General features: G+C 63.3%; 11 protein-coding genes and 1 riboswitch. Of the genes, 8 read left to right on the top strand and 3 right to left on the bottom strand.

All coding sequences use genetic code 11. From position 1 onward, the window contains the following. Positions 1-27: 27 nt before the first annotated feature. A complete protein-coding gene (locus J2Z31_RS00200) occupies positions 28-2,397 on the top strand; it encodes a polysaccharide biosynthesis tyrosine autokinase (RefSeq protein ID WP_209599871.1) in 2,370 nt (789 codons plus the stop codon). 119 nt (positions 2,398-2,516) lie between these two features. Here J2Z31_RS00200 and thiD read toward each other — a convergent pair whose 3' ends face one another. Beyond that, positions 2,517-3,332, bottom strand: a complete 816-nt coding sequence (gene thiD / locus J2Z31_RS00205; protein ID WP_209599872.1) for a bifunctional hydroxymethylpyrimidine kinase/phosphomethylpyrimidine kinase — start codon at positions 3,330-3,332, stop codon at positions 2,517-2,519. Positions 3,333-3,394: 62 nt separating this feature from the next. Continuing rightward, a riboswitch (TPP riboswitch) is annotated at positions 3,395-3,497 on the bottom strand. 184 nt (positions 3,498-3,681) lie between these two features. Between thiD and J2Z31_RS00210 the strand changes: the two genes are divergently transcribed. After that, a complete protein-coding gene (locus tag J2Z31_RS00210; RefSeq protein WP_209599873.1) occupies positions 3,682-4,341 on the top strand; it encodes a peroxiredoxin in 660 nt (219 codons plus the stop codon). A 155-nt stretch (positions 4,342-4,496) separates the two neighbouring features. Here the strand turns inward: J2Z31_RS00210 and J2Z31_RS00215 are convergent, their stop codons facing one another. After that, positions 4,497-5,504, bottom strand: coding sequence for a serine hydrolase domain-containing protein (locus tag J2Z31_RS00215; protein ID WP_209599874.1), 1,008 nt, complete (start codon positions 5,502-5,504; stop codon positions 4,497-4,499). A 290-nt stretch (positions 5,505-5,794) separates the two neighbouring features. On the opposite strand from J2Z31_RS00215, the gene J2Z31_RS00220 reads away from it, so the two are divergent. The 6 genes from J2Z31_RS00220 to J2Z31_RS00245 all read left to right on the top strand — a co-directional run bounded on the left by J2Z31_RS00220 (position 5,795) and on the right by J2Z31_RS00245 (position 16,632). Next, the gene (locus J2Z31_RS00220; protein WP_209601016.1) at positions 5,795-8,035 is read left to right on the top strand and encodes a heavy metal translocating P-type ATPase; all 2,241 of its coding nucleotides are present in this window, start codon (positions 5,795-5,797) and stop codon (positions 8,033-8,035) included. A gap of 401 nt (positions 8,036-8,436) precedes the next feature. Beyond that, on the top strand, positions 8,437-9,264 hold the full coding sequence (locus J2Z31_RS00225; RefSeq protein WP_209599875.1) for a universal stress protein: 828 nt from the start codon (positions 8,437-8,439) through the stop codon (positions 9,262-9,264). 232 nt (positions 9,265-9,496) lie between these two features. Further along, on the top strand, positions 9,497-10,216 hold the full coding sequence (locus J2Z31_RS00230) for an ABC transporter ATP-binding protein (RefSeq protein ID WP_209599876.1): 720 nt from the start codon (positions 9,497-9,499) through the stop codon (positions 10,214-10,216). Positions 10,217-10,220: 4 nt separating this feature from the next. After that, positions 10,221-12,584 carry an ABC transporter permease gene (locus J2Z31_RS00235; RefSeq protein ID WP_209599877.1) on the top strand — a complete coding sequence of 788 codons (2,364 nt, stop codon included), beginning with the start codon at positions 10,221-10,223 and terminating at the stop codon, positions 12,582-12,584. Positions 12,585-12,587: 3 nt separating this feature from the next. After that, the gene (locus tag J2Z31_RS00240; RefSeq protein WP_209599878.1) at positions 12,588-13,787 is read left to right on the top strand and encodes an efflux RND transporter periplasmic adaptor subunit; all 1,200 of its coding nucleotides are present in this window, start codon (positions 12,588-12,590) and stop codon (positions 13,785-13,787) included. 148 nt (positions 13,788-13,935) lie between these two features. Next, entirely contained in the window at positions 13,936-16,632 is a 2,697-nt protein-coding gene (locus J2Z31_RS00245; RefSeq protein ID WP_209599879.1) for a bifunctional acetate--CoA ligase family protein/GNAT family N-acetyltransferase, read from the top strand. A gap of 13 nt (positions 16,633-16,645) precedes the next feature. On the opposite strand, the gene J2Z31_RS00250 is transcribed toward J2Z31_RS00245, so the two are convergent. Next, on the bottom strand, positions 16,646-18,166 hold the full coding sequence (locus tag J2Z31_RS00250) for a bifunctional aminoglycoside phosphotransferase/ATP-binding protein (RefSeq protein ID WP_209599880.1): 1,521 nt from the start codon (positions 18,164-18,166) through the stop codon (positions 16,646-16,648). Positions 18,167-18,240 lie beyond the last annotated feature (74 nt).

The raw sequence follows: 18,240 nt of genomic DNA on the forward strand, positions 1-18,240 counted from the left end.
CGGCCACCGGAAAGACCGGAGATCAAGATGAACAGAGCGGCCCCAATGAAACAGAGAGGCGTCCCATTGAGCATAGTGCCCCGAGAAGAGCAGGCGGACGGCTTCATCGATCTCGATCGGCTATTCGCTGCTATCGTTCGCCGGGCACGATTGGTGGCCGCCTTCGTCGCAGTCTTTATCGTGTTGGGTGTCGCCTACCTCCTATTTGCCACGCCCATCTACACGGCCATGACCAGCATCCTCCTCGACGACAATCTGTCGAAATACGCCGAGGAAGAACCTACACCCACCAACAGTCAGTTGCTGGACAATCAGATTGCCAGCGCCGTCGAGATCCTGAAGTCCGGCGAACTCGCGCTGCGTGTCGTAGACGCTCTGAACCTTTCGGAGAACGAGACGATCCTCAATCCACCGCAGTCGCCGGTGGCGATCGTCAAGGGGTGGCTGCAGTCGGTCAGCGGTCTCTTTACAAGCGGACGGGCAGCTTCCGAGGAAGTGCAGCGCAGGGGCCGGCGACTGAAGGCCGCCGCACTTCTTCAGCAGGGACTTTATGTGGAGCGCGTGGCTCGCAGCTCGGTCGTGGCACTATCCTACCGCGTCAGCGATCCGCAACTGGCCGCGACGGTGACGCGGGCTTATGCCGAAGCCTATCTAACGGATCAGTTGAACGCGAATTTCGAGGCGACGGAGCGGGCCACGGTGTGGCTGCAGGAGCGCCTCGATGACCTCAGGCAGCGTTCGCAGGCAGCAGCGCTCGAAGTCGAACGGTTTCGCAGCGAAAGTGGCCTGACGGCCGCCCGCGGCGAACTGATGTCGGAGCAGCAACTCGCGGACCTCAACAGCCAGTTGATCGTTGCGCAAGCGGATACAGCCAGCGCATCGGCGCGCTACAACCAGTACAAGTCGATCATCGATCAGGGGCCGGAAGGCGCCGTCAAGAATGCCACGATTTCCCCCAAGGAGGGCGACAATTCCGTGATACGGGAGCTCCGCACGCGCTACATCGCCATTGGCAAGCGCGAGCGGGAGGTTGCGCAGAATTTCGGCGATGACCATCCCCAGGCGGTCTCGCTGCGCTCCGAACAAGAGGATATCGCTCGGCAGATCTTTCAGGAACTGTCGCAGCTCACGGCAAGTTACAGGAACGAGTATGAAGTCGCCCGCTCGCGGGAGGCATCGCTGCGCCAGAGCATCGAGGGTATTGCCGGGAAAAATTCGGACGCCAGCAGTTCACTCGTGCAATTGCGTGCCATGGAGCAGAAGGCCGCGGCGCTGAAGGCGCTCTATGAATCCTATCTCGGCCGCTACGAGCAGGCGACGCAGCAACGCTCCTTCCCCATCGCCAAGGCCCGCGTCATATCCGAGGCCGGGGTCCCCGTTGGACCGTCGAGCCCGAAGAAGACCATGACCCTGGCATTATCGGCCGTGCTAGGCCTGATAGTCGGTGGCGCCTATGCCGCATTTCTCGAATTCCGTGAAAGGACGTTCCGTCTGGAAGGCGATGTGAGATCGGCCCTTGGCCACCGTTCGCTGGGTTACCTGCCGCTGATCGGTTCGCGGCCGAAGAAGACGGCACAACTGTTGCGGGCGCGCTTCGCTTCCGACCGACAGCCGCAGCACCGGGTTGATGACACAATTCCATTCCAGCGGCTTTCACGCATCGTCCTCGACGCGCCACGATCGGCATTCGCGGAAACCTTCAGGAACGCCAAACTGGCCTGCGACCACATGCTGCCCGCGAACGAAAGCCGGGTGATCGCCGTCGCTTCCGCCTTGCCGGATGAGGGCAAGTCGGTTGTGGCGGCAAACTTCGCGGCGCTTCTCGCCGCAAGTGGCAAGCGAACTCTGCTGATCGATGCCGATATCCGCAAACCGGGCCTCGCCCAGATGATCACGCCCGCCCCGCGCACCGGCCTGGTGGAGATCCTGACCGGCGTGGCCACGTGGCCCGCCGGCATCAAAGTCGACCAGCGCTCGAAACTCGCAATCCTGCCCGCAAGCGGCGGAACTGGAAATGATAGCGGGCATCAAAGCAATGAACTGCTCGCTTCGCCGGCCATGGCGGCGCTTGTCGAGAACGCCCGCAATTCCTTCGACTATGTCGTGGTTGATCTTGCCGCCCTTGCGCCGATTGTCGACGGCAAGGCCTTCGCACCGCTCGCCGATGGCGTGCTCTTCATCGTGGAATGGGGAAAGACGCCGTCCAGGCTCGTGCGCGACCTCCTCAATTCCGAGCCGCAGATCGATGCCAAGGTTCTTGGCGTCATTCTCAACAAGACCGATATGAAAGAGCTGGAGAAATACAGCGACTTCGACGGCGCGGAAAAATACCGCAACCGTTACGGCAAATACTATGTCGAGCAGGATATATCCGAGAGCCGCTATACGGCTGCGTGAGGCCGCGGCAAGACAATAGCTCGGGTCCCTGCTCGGCCGCGATTGCCTATCCCGGTTGCGGAAGTGCTGCATGTCTTGATCCTTAAATCGAGGTCAATCTAAGGAGACATGCAGTAGCGTCATCGGCTCCACAGCTGATGGAAGTGGTGAACGGGCCCACGCCCCTGACCGACCTGCAATTCCCCGGCAGCGCAAATGGCACCGTGCAAATAGTCCTTGGCAGCGCGAGCCGCTTCGGCGAGCGGCTTCCCGAAGGCAAGGCCGGCGGCGACGGCGGCGGAAAGCGTGCAGCCGGTGCCGTGATCGTTGAGCGTCTTTACACGGGATGCAGGGAGGCGCAGCAGCGTGTGGCCGTCGAGGAGGAGGTCCGTGGCCTCGCCGCTCTCCAGGTGCCCTCCCTTGATCAGCACCGACCGTGCCCCCGTCTTCAGGAGCACCTCGGCCTGCCGCGCCATCTCGGTTTCATTCTCGGCAATCGGTCGACCGCTGAGCAGCGCCGCCTCCGGCAGATTCGGGGTCACGACAAGCGCGAGCGGCAGCAGCTGCTCCACCAGGGCCGACGCGGCATCCTGCTGCAGCAGGCGGTCGCCAGAGGTTGCAACCATGACCGGGTCGATGACCGCAAGCCTGCCAAAGCGCCGCAAGCGTTCGGCAATCGTCGCGATTGTCTCCCGGCGCGACACCATGCCGATCTTTACCGCTCTCACATCGAGGTCCGAAAAGACTGCATCGATCTGTGCCGCGACCATGTCGGCCGAAACGTTCTCGACCGCGGTGACGCCCCTGGTGTTCTGCGCAGTGATCGCGGTTATCACGCTAGCGCCGTAGACACCGAGCGCCGAGAAGGTCTTGAGATCAGCCTGGATTCCAGCGCCGCCGCCCGAATCCGAGCCGGCGATGGTCAACGCAATTGGCGGAACGCGGTGTGCAGGCATCGTCGATCGATCTCCCGAGAATCATCACGAAGATCCAAGTGAGGCGAAGACGTGCCTGGGATGCAGCGACCCTCTTCCGTTCCTACGCCGGCATGACCCGGATCAGGTTCAAGGGTCCGGCTGACCGCCGTCTCAGCGCCGCACGGCGCTCCCCTCGGAGTGGCTCTTCTATGCGGCAGCGCGAGTGACGTGTCAACGCAATGCTGAAGACACCGCCGCTCATCAGGAGTTTCCCAGGATCGATTCGACGCGGGATTCGCCTTTGTCGTTTCGGTGACCCGTTTCTGCTCGAAAACTCTGTTGTTTGCGCTATTCTTTGCGCATCCCTCCGATACGAAAGGAGCACACCATGGGCCTGCGCATCAACGACACCGCCCCCGATTTCACCGCTGAGACAACGCACGGCACGATCAACTTCCACGAATGGGTTGGTGACGGCTGGGCGGTCCTGTTCTCCCACCCGAAGAACTTCACGCCCGTCTGCACCACCGAGCTCGGCGCAATGGCCGGGATCGAAGACGAATTCCGCAAGCGCGGCGTCAAGATCATCGGTATATCCGTCGATCCGGTCGATAGCCATTCCAAGTGGAAGAGCGACATCAAGCTCGCGACCGGGTTCGACGTCGAGTATCCGCTGATCGGCGACCGCGATCTCAAGGTGGCCAAGCTCTACGACATGCTGCCGGCCGGCGCCGGCGACACCTCCGAAGGCCGAACCCCGGCGGACAACGCCACCGTCCGTTCGGTCTACGTCATCGGACCGGACAAGAAGATCAAGCTGATGCTCACCTATCCGATGACGACCGGCCGCAATTTCAACGAGATCCTGCGGGCGATCGACTCGATCCAGCTCACCGCCAAGCACCAGGTGGCAACGCCTGCAAACTGGAAGCAAGGCGAGGACGTGATCATCACCGCCGCGGTGTCCAATGAGGACGCCGTCCAGCGTTTCGGCTCCTTCGAGACCGTTCTTCCCTATCTCAGGAAGACGAAACAGCCGACGGCATAACTCCGCCACGCCGGCGCCGCGCCTATAGCGCTCACGCGTCTGCAAAGGTCGCTATAGCACTTTGGATTGCTGCATGGATTTGTCCTGGAACTGGCTAGGACTTGAGGAAACATGCAGTACACCGATCGTGGCGCCGCATGCCGCCTCCGAGGCGATCAGTCCTTGCGCAGTGTGTCGATGATATCGGCGAGGAGTGCGTGCAGCGCATCACGGTAGCCGGTGCGCGCAGACGGTCCGTCCTGCTCCGAAGTCATTACCACGGTGAGATTCAACGACGGGACGATGTACAGCATCTGGCCGCCGTACCCCCAGGCAAAATGCACCGGTTCGCCGCCGATCTGCCGGGTAAACCAGCCATATCCATAGGAATCGCCGGAAAAGCGCGAATTGGTATGGTGCTGCCAGGAAAGATCGACCCATTCCTCTGGAACGACCTCACGCCCATCCGCAGTTCGGCCGCGATTCCGATAGAGTTCGCCGAAGGCAAGCAGCGAACGCGCGCTCATCGCCATCTCGTTTCCGCCGAGATAGATCCCCTGCGGATCGCGTGTCCAGGCGTCGATGCGAAATCCTTCGACGGGAGCGAGCCAATCGCTTGCAAGCTCCAGCGTGGACTTGCCGCTGGCCTTCGTAAGGATTGCCGAAAGCAGGTGAGTCGAAGCGGTAGAGTAGAGCATCCGCCCTCCCGGCTCGTCGTCGAAGGGCTGCGCCAGCGCAAAACGAACCCAATTGCGGCTCGATACCCAGCGTCCGTAGTTCGGGCCCGACAATCGCCCAAGCCCAGCCTGCATCGACAGCAAGTTGCCGATGGTGATCTCGTTGATACGTGGGTCTGTCGTCGACGGCAGTTCTGCTTTCAGCAGCGGAGCGATCTTCTGCTCGGGCCCTTCGAGAAGGCCCCTGTCGATCGCGATTCCAACAAGCGCGGAGACGATTGATTTCGATGCCGATTTGATATTCGTCGTTTCCGAAGGCGAATGCCCGCGATAGCCTTCCTCGGCGATCACGGCACCGTCCTGGGCGACGATGACGGTCTTCAAGGCTTGAAGATCGTCGCGATCCGCGAGCTTCTCCAGCAGTTCCTCCACCGCAGTCGTCTGCTGCGCCTTGGCAGGCGAAACGAACGCCACCAGCAAAAGAACAATGGCCCCGAACCTCTTCATGCCTCCGACGTAGGACAGGCGGTGGGCGAAGTCACGAAATCCCGGCTCCGCTCACGACTATGTGACCCGCTCACGCTGCGGAAGTACGATGTGCATCCGCCACTCAAGCGCGTCTTGCGCCGGATCAAGGCGACCGAGGCCGCCTTGGATCATGATATTCTGTACAGGCTTCGGAATTGCGCACCTTGCTTTCAGGGGAGGCAAACTTGCGCCCGAATCGACTGACGAGTTTGGTTTCGCGAGCGGAGGATTTTGGCAAGCGCCTTCTCCTCGCGCTCATCACTTCGGTCTTGCTGGCAGGAGCTATCGCTTGGTTCGCCGGCAGGCCGGACTTCAGCGCGCCGATTTGGGCCGCGGGTACGGCCGTGATCCTGGCGAGCCTCCTCACTGAGATCGCGATCAGTCTCGGCAAAAGGGAATTTGGGCTCGACTTGATCGCGGCGCTTGCAATGGGCGGCGCGCTCCTCCTCGGCGAATACCTGACCGGCAGCATCGTCGCTCTGATGTTCACCGGCGGGCAAGCGCTGGAGGATTTTGCTCAGAGGCGGGCGCAGCGCGAATTGACGGCGCTCATCGATCGCGCGCCGCGTGCGGCCGTCCGCTATGTGGACGGGCTAATGGAGGAGGTTCCCGTCGGAGTGTTGACACCTGGCAACCGTATCCTCGTGCGAGCGGGCGAAGTGGTGCCGGTCGACGGGATCGTGAAGGACGGCGCCGCCCTTGTGGATGAGTCCACCTTGACCGGGGAAGCCTTGCCGGTCCGCCGGCGTTCGGGCGAGCCGGTGCTAAGCGGCACGACGAATGCCGGCGACGGGTTTGACATGGTTGCCTCGGCGACGGCCGCCGACAGCACCTATGCCGCGATCGCGAGGCTGGTGGAGAAGGCGAAGGCTGCAAAAGCGCCGATGGTCCGCCTCGCAGACCGCTATGCGCTGTTGTTTCTCGCCGCCACGCTCCTCCTTGCCGGCGCTGCCTGGGCATCGTCGGGAGATGCGGTCCGCGCGCTCGCAGTTCTCGTCGTCGCGACACCATGCCCGCTGATCCTCGCCGTTCCGGTAGCGATCATCTCAGGCGTTTCTCGCTGCGCCAGCAAAGGCGTGCTCGTCAAGGGCGGCGGAGCGCTGGAACGCATGGCTCACGTAACCACGGTGGTTCTCGACAAGACGGGAACGATCACCGACGGCCGCGCCCGGCTGATCGAAATCAAGTGCCGCAGCGATCTCGACCCCTTGGAGGTGCTGCGGCTCGCCGCATCGCTGGACCAGGGATCGCATCATGTCATCGCCCGCGCGCTGGTTGCGGCGGCGCGCGAGCGGGGTCTGAAGTTGTCGCAGCCCTCAGGCGCGAGCGAAATGGCTGGCGCTGGCGTGTTCGGCTCTGTCGATGGCCAAAAGGTCGCGGTCGGCGGCTGGGAGTTCATCTGCACGAGAATCGAGGAGACGCCCTTCTCGCGAGAGGTCAGTGAATGGATTACACGAGACGGATCCCTCGCGGTGCTCGTTGCCAAGGACAAGCTGATGGCCGGCGCATTCCTGTTGGCGGACGAGGTCAGGCCGGAGATCGGGTCCGTCCTCAGGCAATTGCGCGAGGCCGCAGCACGCCGCATCGTCCTTGCAACCGGGGATCGCGCTGACGTCGCCGAGAGCCTCGCGTCCTTCCTCAGCATCGACGCCGTCGCCGCCGAGTTGAAGCCGGAGGAAAAGACCCGTCTCGTCGAAGATGAGAAGAAAGCGGCGCCAGTGATGATGGTGGGCGACGGGATCAATGACGCGCCGGCGCTCGCCGCCGCCGATCTCGGGGTGGCAATGGGCGCGCGTGGTGCGGCGGCCTCCTCAGAGGCGGCGGACGTCGTCATTCTCGTCGACCGGCTCGACCGGCTGGTGGGGGCCATGCGCATCGCCCGCCGCTCACATCGCATCGCGCTTCAGAGTGTCTTCGTGGGCATGGGCCTGTCGAGCGCTGGCATGATTGCCGCAGCCCTCGGCTATCTGGCGCCCGTTGAGGGCGCGCTGTTGCAGGAGGCAATCGACGTCGTGGCGATCCTCAACGCGTTGCGCGCCCTTGGCGGTCCACTGCCCGGCTGGAGAAGAACAGCGCGGCTGTCAAATGCGGAGCTTCTACAGCTGGAAGAGGAGCATCGCGCCCTATTGGACGTGCTCGACGAGATCCGCCACACGACCGAGCGCATCCAGTATTTGTCCGAGTTGGAGGTCCGGGCCGAACTCGCGGTGCTGGAGGATCTCCTGCGCCAGCGGCTGCTTCCACACGAGCGGCAGGACGACGAGGAGCTCTATCCGAAGCTGCGCAAACACGGTAGCGCGCCGGATGCACTAGCCGGGATGAGCCGGACCCACATGGAGATCCGGCGGCAGGTCCATAACCTGGCTTCGTTGCGCAGAGCGCTCGGCCAGCACGGACCAAGTCCCCAGCAGCGTTATGAAATCCAGCGTCTGCTCCACGGGCTCGAGGCGATCACCCGGCTGCACTTTGCCCAGGAACAGGAAATCTATCGGCTGCTCGAAGACGATTGAGATCCTGGATCGCGATGATCCAGGTTGAATAAACCTACATCGTAGACGTCACCGTTTTGAAGCTGGCGGGGGATGCGGATCGAAATTTCCGCGCGGCGATTGACGTTACCGTTTGAACCCTCGCGTCTTGCTTGGTGCTGCCCATGCATCGATTTTCCGATTGCCTGAACAGGGAGGTTCGGCGCAAACGATCTTTATCTACGCCCGCTTGATGCCGATCAATGAGGCCCTCCGACGCCGGGAGCTTAATCGCTTTGCTTGTTTTGGCCGAGGGGCTCACCGGCAAAGGAGCCATCAAGCCGGCCTCGGCGTTTGGAAATCCTAATGGCCCGCCGCAGTGCGTCTCGCCCCGTCTCGCGATCCCCGCACACAGCGCCTGCCCTTACTCATTGGAGGAGACCATGTCATTCAAAACGATACTCGCCGTTTTCGGTGCCTCGGAGCCGATGCGGGACTTGCAGATCGCCGCGGAGCTTTGCGACGAAGTTTTGGCACACCTGAGCGCTATCGTTGTCGGTCAGGCGCCACAGCTCGGGCGCTATCCAGCAATCACACCGGCATGGGTCGAACAGAGGGAGCGAAGTCTGCAGGCGCTTGGACAGAGCGTCGTGCACGCGCGCGAAATGCTCCTGGCGCGCGGTACTTCCTTCGATGTCGACAGCATCTATGCCGAAGTGGCGGCGGCGGACTATGACATCGGCGAGCGCGCGATTTACAGCGATCTCCTGTTCGTGGGCCCGACCCTCTTCCAGGATGACAGCCTGAAGCGCCAGGCAATTGGTGGTGGGCTTTTGCAGACCGGCCGACCGGTATTGCTTGTCCCGCCCGCCGCCAAGCCAACCTTGAAGCCGAAAACGGTCCTACTGGCCTGGGATTCCCGGGCGCAGTGCGCGCATGCCGCACGGGAGGCGTTGGCTTTGATGAAACGCGCCGATTCCGTCCGTGTCACAATGGTCGACCCGGTAGCGGCTCTCCGGGCAAGCGGCAGTGAGCCGGGGGCAGACGTTGCCGCCTATCTCGCCCGCCACGGCATCAAGGTGACGATCGACGCATTGCCAAGCGGGCAATTACCGATAGCGCAGGTGCTGCAGCGACATGCTCGCGACGTGGCGGCGGACCTGCTCGTGATGGGCGCCTACGGTCATTCCCGCCTGCGTGAGTTCATCTTCGGCGGTGTCACGAGATCGATGCTCGACGATGCGGAGCTCCCCGTCCTGATGGCGCGCTGAATGCCGGGCCAGCAGTTGGAGAGACGGCGTCGCGATAACGGAATCCCGCGTCGAGCCTGATCATGCCGCCGCCCGTCCGAGGTATCCCGAGGCAACACCTCGCGAAACCGGGGCAGCGCCGAAAAAAACGTCATGGAAATTCCCATACCGGAGATCGCGCACTATCCTTCGGCATGATGTTCACGGCAATACCCACGCGAAAGTTGCGACACCTCGAAGCAAGGAGCGAGCGGTGGAGAACGAGACCTCAGCCATAGCCTTGGAGGCGCGCGACCTCACCAAGATCTACCGCATGGGAACGGTGGAGGTCCGGGCGCTGCGCGGTGTCGACGTCGAGCTCCGCGAGGGCGAACTGGTGGTCCTGCTGGGTCCATCCGGAAGCGGCAAATCGACCTTGCTCAATATCCTCGGCGGTCTGGATACGCCGAGCAGCGGCACCGTGATATTTCGAGGTCGCGAGCTTGCGCTCGACAGTGAGCGCGCGCTCAACCTTTACCGTCGCAACCACGTCGGCTTCGTCTTCCAATTCTACAATCTCATTCCCAGTCTGACCGCGCGGGAAAACGTCTCGCTCGTGACCGAGATCGCCAGAGATCCCATGCCGCCGCCGGAGGCGCTGGCGATGGTCGGGCTTGCCGAGAGGATGGATCATTTTCCAGCGCAACTCTCCGGCGGCGAACAGCAACGGGTCGCCATCGCCCGCGCGATTGCGAAGCGTCCCGACCTCCTTCTTTGTGACGAGCCGACGGGTGCGCTCGACAGCAAGACGGGGATTCTCGTTCTCGATGCGATCCTCAGGATCAATCGCGAGCTCGGCACGACCACAGCGCTCATTACTCACAATGCGGTCATTGCCGAGATCGCCAACCGCGTGCTCTACTTCGCCGACGGGCGCATCGTCGAAACGCGGCGGAATGCCGTTCAGCGCGCGCCGGCGGAACTCGCCTGGTGAGCCTATGAGCAGTCTCGATCGAAAGCTTCTTCGCGGACTCTGGCAGCTGAGGGCCCAGGTGCTGGCTATCGCCCTGGTGATAGCATCCGGCGCGGCGCTGCTCATCATGGCGCTGACGACTATCGAATCGCTCGAAGAGACCACGAGCGCCTATTACGAGCGTACGCGTTTTGCCGATATTTTTGCACGGGCGAAGCGCGCGCCCGACTCTCTCGGACGCGATATCGCCGAGATTCCAGGGGTACGGCTTGCCGAAACTCGGATCGTGGAGGGCGCCATCCTCGACATGCCCGGCTTCGCCGAGCCGGTCGTGGCCCAGCTGATATCGCTGCCCGAGCGTGGCCCTCAGCTCTTGAACGCCTTGGTGATCCGATCGGGACGCCTCGTCGAGCCGAGCCGCCCCAACGAGGTGGTCGTCAGCGAGCCGTTCGCCGACGCGCACCGCTTGAGGCCCGGCGACAGCTTCGATGCCGTCTTGAGGGGCAGCAAGCGCAGACTGCTGGTCGTCGGAACCGCACTCAGTCCCGAATTCGTCTATGCCATCGCGCCGGGCGGCCTCATGCCGGACGACGAACGCTTCGGCGTCATGTGGATGGGGCGGGATGCGCTGGCTGCAGCCTTCGACCTCGAATCCTCTTTCAACAGCGTTACGCTCAGCCTCCTGCCCGATGCGGATCCCAAGGAAGTCATCCAGCGGATCGACGCTCTGCTTGGCCCCTTCGGTGGCGTCGGCGCCTATGCCCGGGCCGACCAGACATCGAACTGGTTCCTGGAAAGCGAGATTGCGCAGCAGAAAAACATGTCGCGGATTCTGCCGACCATCTTCCTTGCGGTCGCGGCCTTCCTCACAAATATGGTGATGGCGCGACTGATCGAAACCGAGCGCCGCGAAATCGGCCTCATGAAGGCATTCGGCTATGGCAATCTGGCGATCGGCTGGCATTACGCGAAGATGGTACTCGCAATAGGCACGATCGGTGTCCTCATCGGCTCTGTCCTCGGCGCTTGGCTCGGCCACTGGAACACGGAACTCTATACCCAGTTCTATCGCTTTCCATTCCTCCTCTACCGCCCCGGCCCGGCCGGTTTCGTTATTGCCGGGTCCGTCAGCCTGGCGGCCGCACTGGCCGGCAGCCTTGCGGCGGTGCGCCGTGCCGTTCGCCTCCCACCGGCAGAAGCCATGCTGCCGCCCTCCCCGCCGATTTACCGGCGCACCTGGGCGTCACGGACCGCGCTTGCCGGCGCCCTCGACGAGCCCTCGCGCATGATCCTGCGGCGCATCGTCCGCTGGCCGATGCGTGCCTTCCTCGCGAGCCTTGGCCTCGCCATGTCGATCTCCGTGCTGATCATGGCGCTGCAATGGGTGGATGCAATCGATTCGCTCGTCGAAACCGTTTTCGAACGCGGTCAGCATCAAGACGCGACGGTCGCGTTCAACGACCTGCAGCCTCTCGACACGGTTGGAAGCTTCGAGAACCTGCCCGGGGTGCTGGCGGCGGAACCTTATCGCTATGTGTCGGCGCATATCAGCCATGGTCATCACGTCCAGCGGCAGGGCATCATCGGCGTGCCGCACGGCGCCATCCTGAGCCCGGTCTTCGACAACGAGCGCGGACGCATCGAGGTGCCCCCCGACGGCCTCGTGCTCTCGCGCAAGCTCGCCGAACTTCTTGAAGTTGCCACGGGCGACACCGTCACGGTCGAGGTGCTGGAAGGGCGCCAGCCGCAAGCGGAGCTGCCGGTGGCGCAGATTTTCGACACCTATATCGGCAAGCCTGCCTACATGGACATGGACGCGCTCAACAGAATGGCCGGCGACGGTCGCGTCGTCAGCGGCCTGCATGTCAGCGTCGACGCACCAAGCCGTACGGCCCTGCTGACAAAGCTCAAGGATATTCCCAATATCGCCTCGATCCTCTTTCGCCAGGCGGCCATCGACACGTTCTACAAGACGATGGGCGAAACTATCTTCATCTTCATCGGGTTCTTTGTCGCCTTTTCGATGACACTCTCCGTCGGCGTCACCTACAATTCGATCCGCATTGCGCTTTCCGAACGGGCGCGAGAACTTGCAACGCTGCGCGTGCTCGGCTTCAGCCGCTGGGAGATCTCCTACATCCTGCTTGGCGAGGTCGGCATCCTCACCTGGATTTCCATCCCGATCGGCGCAGTTCTCGGCTTCAGCCTCGCCTGGTACATGACGAGCGCCTTCGAAACGGAACTCTATCGGGTACCGCTGGTGCTACGGCACGCGACCTACGGCAAGGCCGCCTTGATCGCGCTTGCGGCGGCGCTGACCTGCGCGGCGATCGTCCGCCGGCGCCTCGACCGCCTGGATCTGATCGCGGTCTTGAAAACAAGGGAGTAGGCAGTGAGCATCGCAAGGCGCAGATTGGTGATCTGGGGCAGCCTTCTGGCCGTGCTTGCGGCCGGCATCACCTATGCGTTGCGCCCGCAGCCCGTCCCCGTGGACCTCGCAACGGCCGAAACCGGGCTGCTGCGGGTGACCATAGATGAGGAGGGCGAAACGAGGGTCCGCGATGTCTATACGCTCCATGCGCCTTTGCGCGGGCAATTGCAGCGGATCACGGCCGATGCTGGCGATACGGTCGAGTCCGGGGAGACGCAACTGGCACAGATAGAACCGGCCGCACCGGCTTTTCTCGACGCTCGGACGGAAGCCGAGCATCAGGCCGCGGTCGAAGCGGCGCGGGCAGCCCATAACCTTGCTGCCGCCGAACTGGAGAAGGCCAAGGCCGATCTGACCTTCGCCGAGAGCGAACGCGCCCGCGCCCGGCAACTGATCGAGCGCAACGCGATCTCCCGGCGGACACTGGACGATGCCGAGCGCGCCCATAGGGTTGCCGTAGCCAACCTCGCTACGGCGGAGGCGGCGCTCAACGTCAGGCGGCACGAACTCCAGCAGGCGCAGTCCCGCCTGCTTTCCCGGCAGGAAATCAGGAGCCGCAGCGAGACCTGCGAATGCGTTCCAGTGACGGCACCGGTAAACGGCGTGGTGCTTCGTGTCATGCGCCGCAGCGAAGGCGTGGTCGAGGCCGGCACCCCGCTCCTCGAAATCGGCGACCCCAGCGATCTCGAAATCGTCGTCAATCTGCTCTCGGAGGATGCCGTCAAGATCAAGCCGGGCCAGAAGGCCCTCGTCACCGGCTGGGGCGGCGCGGATCTGGACGCGTCCGTGCGGCGCATCGAACCCTTCGCCCGGACCAAGACATCCGCGCTTGGGATCGAGGAGCAGCGGGTCGATGTCATCCTCGACTTTGCCGACCCGCTGCAAGACTGGCAGACGCTCGGTCACGGCTATCGCGTCGATGTGCAGATCATCCTGTTCGAGGGAAATGTGCTCAGACTGCCGCTTGGCGCTCTGTTCCGACAGGGTAGCAACTGGGCGGTATTCGCCGCGCAAGGGCATGAGGCACGGCTACGCACTGTGGAAATCGGCCACCGGAACAGCCTGTCGGTGGAAATCCGCGATGGGTTGCAGCCCGGCGACAGGGTGATCCTCTACCCGAGCGATCGGATCGAGGACGGCGTGGCAATCACGGAGCGTTGAGGCGGGCACCATGCGCGGACCCGCTTCGCGTTAAGCGCGATCTATTGATACCAAGAGCGACGCCCCACCCCAGCGGTGCCGCTTGAGCCCGATCAAGGCACCGCCCGAGTTCCACGCTAGGATGCTCGCGAAACCGGGAGATCTTGGCATGACGATTCGTAACCTTCATCATGCGATTGCGCCCCGGTCCCTCGCCATCATCGGCGCATCGAGTCGCGCCGGCTCCCTTGGCCGCGTCGTCGTCGAGAACGTGGTGGCAATGGGGTTTGAGGGCGACGTCTGGCCGGTGAACCCGAAATACGAGGAAATTGCCGGCCTTCATTGCTATGCGCGCGTGGCCGACATCCCCGGTATTCCCGAACTCGCGATCATTGTGACGCCGCCCAAGTCCGTGCCTGGCCTGATCCGGGAGCTCGGCCAGCGGGGCACACGCGCCGCTGTGGTGATCACCGCCGGCCTTTCGATCGAGAGCGGCCTCCGGCAAGCGATGCTGGACGCCGCAAGACCCTTTCTCTTGCGGATCATCGGCCCGAACACCGTCGGTCTGATCGTGCCCGCGGCGAAGCTCAACGCCAGCTTTGCACATCTGCAGCCGCAACTGGGCGACATCGCATTGCTATCGCAGTCCGGCGCGATCGCAACATCGCTCATCGATTGGGCTGCTGACAACCATGTCGGTTTCTCACAGATCATCTCTCTCGGAGACATGGCCGACGTGGACGCGGCCGATTGCCTCGATCTGCTGGCGGGCGACCCTAAGACCCGGGCGATCGTCATGTATCTCGAAGCCGTTCCCAATCCCCGCAAATTCCTTTCGGCGGCACGCGCGGCCGCCAGGGTGAAGCCGGTCGTCGTGATCAAATCCGGACGCCATGCCGAAGCGGCGAAGGCCGCAGCCACACATACCGGCGCTCTGTCGGGCGCCGACCAGGTCGTCGATGCCGCACTGCGTCGTGCTGGCGTTCTCCGGATCGAGGGTCTTGGCGAATTGTTCAATGCAACCGAAACGATCGGGCGCTTCTTTCCGCTGGAGCGAACGCGCGCTGCGATCGTCACCAACGGTGGCGGAGCCGGCGTACTCGTGGTCGACCGGTTGGTGGATCTCGGCTGCGAGCTCGCCGAGTTCTCCCCCGAGAGCATTCGGGCTCTGGACCATGTGCTGCCTGCGAATTGGTCGCGAGCGAACCCGGTCGATATCATCGGCGACGCGTCGCCGGAGCGCTACAGGGCGGCAGTCGACATTGTCTCCAAGGACGCGGCAACCGACATTCTCATCATTATGAACTGCCCGACCGGCCTTGCCTCGCCCGTCGAGGCGGCTCGCGCTGTCGCTTCCCTCGCCGAAGCGGGAACGATAGGGGGCAAGCCAGTACTCACCTGCTGGCTCGGTAGCCGAGCCGCTCGGGGTGGCCGGCACGTACTGCAGGAAGCGGGGCTCGCCAGTTACGAAACGCCGGCCGATGTCGCCATCGCCACCTCCTATCTCGCGAAATGGTCGCGGGCACAGGAGTCTCTGGTGCGCGTTCCCTCAAGCCGGACCAATGGCGATGCGACCTACGACCGGGACGCTGCGCACGCCATCCTGCTGCGCGTGGCAGCGGACGGACGATGGATGCTGAACGAGGCGGAAGCCAAGGCGGTGATCGCGGCCTATGGGGTTCCCACGCCGGAGACCATCGTTGCCGCATCTCCTGAAGAGACGGAACGTGCGGCCGCCGCGATCCTCGCCAGGGCGGCGAAGGTGGCCGTCAAGCTGGTATCGAAATCGGTGACGCACAAGTCGGACGTCGGCGGCGTCGTCCTCGATATTGGAACTGCCGCCGGCGCCCGAGAGGCAGCGGAAGCGATTGCGACGCGGCTGAATCACCACGACCCGAGTGCGGTGATCGAGGGCTTCGCGGTGCAGCCGATGATCGAACGCAGGCGGGCGCGCGAGCTGATCCTCGGCACCAGCCGAGATCCGGTCTTCGGCCCGGTGATCCTGTTCGGCTCGGGCGGCGTCTCCGTGGAGGTGGTGGCAGATACGGCGGTCGCGCTGCCGCCGCTGGACGAGATGCTTGCCGGCGACCTGATCGACCGCACGCGAATTGGACGCCTGCTCGCCGGCTTTCGCGACGAACCGCCGACGGACCGGCCGGCGATCGTGCGGGTGCTCTGTGCGCTCTCGCAACTGACTGTCGATTTCCCCGGCATCGTTTCGATGGATATCAATCCTCTGTTGGCTGACAAAGAGGGTGTGGTGGCGCTCGACGCGCGCATCGAGATCGACCCGGTGCTCGCAACCCAGCTCGGCCCCAATCGCGACCTGGCGATCCGCCCGTATCCCGCTGGCTGGGAGAAAGAGGTCAAGCTTGGAGAACGGACTTTCCATCTGCGGCCGATCAAGCCCGCCGACGCGTCCCTCTATCCTGCCTTCCTCGAGAAGACGGCGCCCGACGACATCCGCTTGCGCTTTCTGGCGCCTCGCAAATATTTTCCCGATCAGATGCTGGTGCGGTTGACCCAGATTGATTACGAACGCGAGATGGCCCTTGTCGCGCTTGACGGGGATAGCGGTGAACTGGCGGGTATCGCAAGGCTCTATAGCGATCCCGATCACGAAACTGCCGAGTATGGCCTGCTCGTCAGGACCGATCTGCAAGGGAAAGGCCTCGGCTGGATCCTGCTGGCGCAGATGAAGGACTATGCCAAGGCGGACGGGTTGAAGCGTATCGCAGGCATTATGCTGCATGAAAACACGAGGATGCTGCGCATGTGCCGCGAGTTTGGATTCTCCATCGACGAGCATCCGGCCGACGCACGCCTGCGGGTCGCAACCTTGGAACTGGCCTCCGCCTCGCCTTGAGCAGCCGCCCCAGTCATTGTCCGGGAAGGGCGAGGATTGCCCGAACAAGTTCGCCAGGATCCCGATCGGCGTCGACCCGCCGCCATTCGACATCCTTCACGTCTGCGGCAAGCTGTCGCGAAAGAACCTCGACATCAGCATCGGACGGGCTGCCGATCCTCGCGCCGACCCGCCGGCGCAGAAGCATCGGCTGCGCATCAAGCCAGACTGCAGTGCACGATGCGCCGGCCTCGCTGGCAACCGCCTCGAGACGCGCCCGGTCGACCGCCCTGTCGAACACGGCATCGGCCACGACCGTGCCGCCGGCGCACAGGATCTCCCAGGTGCGACGCGCAATCTCTCCATAGACCTTCTCTGAGATTTCCGGCTGGTAGGCGATGGGCGGAAGCCTCTCCTCGGCCGGAACACCGTGCATCGCCTTGCGAATGCGGTCGCTCTCGACGATCCGCGCCCCGGGCGGCGAGCCCAACTCGGCGCCCAAGGCCTCCGCCACCGTCGTCTTGCCCGAGCCGCTGAAGCCGCCGATCACGATCAACCGCGCCGGCTTCGTGTCGATGAGCGAACGGGCGAGATCGAAGTAGGAGCGGGCTTCCGCGACGAGCTTGCCGGAGGGCATGCCGCTCTCCTCCGCCTGCGTGGCGGTGACATGCGCCCTTACGGCCGCTCGTATTGCCATGAAATAGGGCAAGAGTACGTAGCCGTCCTCGTCGTCCGTTTCGTCGAGATACCGGTTCGCAACGAGATTCGCGAATTCCGGAAAGCCGCGATGCCAGAGGTCCATGAGCAGGAATGCCAGATCATAGAGCGTATCGACAGTGGCGATCTGATCGTTGAACTCAATGCAGTCGAACAGCCGCGGCTCGCCTTCGATGAGACAAATGTTGCGCAAGTGCAGATCGCCATGGCAGCGGCGTACCTTGCCGGCGGCTTCGCGCGAATCGAGCAGTCGTCCGTGAACCGCGAGGCGCGCCTCGAACGCCCGGTTGAATTCCGCAAGCTCGTCGGTTTCGAAGACACGGCTGGTAGCGAAGCCCGCCGCGTTGATCCGCAGGACCCCATCAATATTCTTGGAACCAGATCCTTCGTGGATGACGTGCGCCCCGCGGTGGAAGCGCGCGATCATTCGGGCGGCCCGCGTCATGAGTTCGACGGTGAGGCGCCCCTGTACGGCCATACGGTCAAAAAGGGCTTCCTGGTCGAAGCGAACCATCTCGACCACGGCATCGACAAGTTCCTCCCCCTCTTCGAAGGCCAGGCTGCCATCCTTTCTGCGCATGATGCGCCGCACGCCAATATAGAGGCCAGGCGCAGTAACCCGGTTGAGCGCCACCTCTTTCTCGCAGGCTTCCAACCTCAGTCTCGGCGTTGAAAAGTCCACGTAGGGCAGCTTCACGGCGCGCTTCATCTTGTAGGCAAGGTCGCCGACGAGAAAGATGTAGGAGATGTGTGTCTCGATCCTTTCGACCGCATCCTTCGCCGCGAAACGAAGCGCTTCCAGATACGCGATCGACTCTGACTGATCTTCGGCAACCATGCTTTCGCCTCACTCACTCCCGGCGCGGCAGCCACGCAATTGGTCATAGTGGACTCCTCAAGGTAGCGCCTCAT

Origin of the sequence: Sinorhizobium kostiense, assembly GCF_017874595.1 — a bacterium.
GTDB lineage: Bacteria > Pseudomonadota > Alphaproteobacteria > Rhizobiales > Rhizobiaceae > Sinorhizobium > Sinorhizobium kostiense.

Bases quoted from the DNA above. Each gene is read 5' to 3' on its own strand.
- J2Z31_RS00210 (WP_209599873.1), top strand. From the start codon at position 3,682: ATGGGCCTGCGCATCAACGACACCGCCCCCGATTTCACCGCTGAGACA.
- J2Z31_RS00215 (WP_209599874.1), bottom strand. From the start codon at position 5,504: ATGAAGAGGTTCGGGGCCATTGTTCTTTTGCTGGTGGCGTTCGTTTCG.
- J2Z31_RS00225 (WP_209599875.1), top strand. From the start codon at position 8,437: ATGTCATTCAAAACGATACTCGCCGTTTTCGGTGCCTCGGAGCCGATG.
- J2Z31_RS00200 (WP_209599871.1), top strand. From the start codon at position 28: ATGAACAGAGCGGCCCCAATGAAACAGAGAGGCGTCCCATTGAGCATA.
- J2Z31_RS00245 (WP_209599879.1), top strand. From the start codon at position 13,936: ATGACGATTCGTAACCTTCATCATGCGATTGCGCCCCGGTCCCTCGCC.
- J2Z31_RS00235 (WP_209599877.1), top strand. From the start codon at position 10,221: ATGAGCAGTCTCGATCGAAAGCTTCTTCGCGGACTCTGGCAGCTGAGG.
- thiD (WP_209599872.1), bottom strand. From the start codon at position 3,332: ATGCCTGCACACCGCGTTCCGCCAATTGCGTTGACCATCGCCGGCTCG.
- J2Z31_RS00250 (WP_209599880.1), bottom strand. From the start codon at position 18,166: ATGGTTGCCGAAGATCAGTCAGAGTCGATCGCGTATCTGGAAGCGCTT.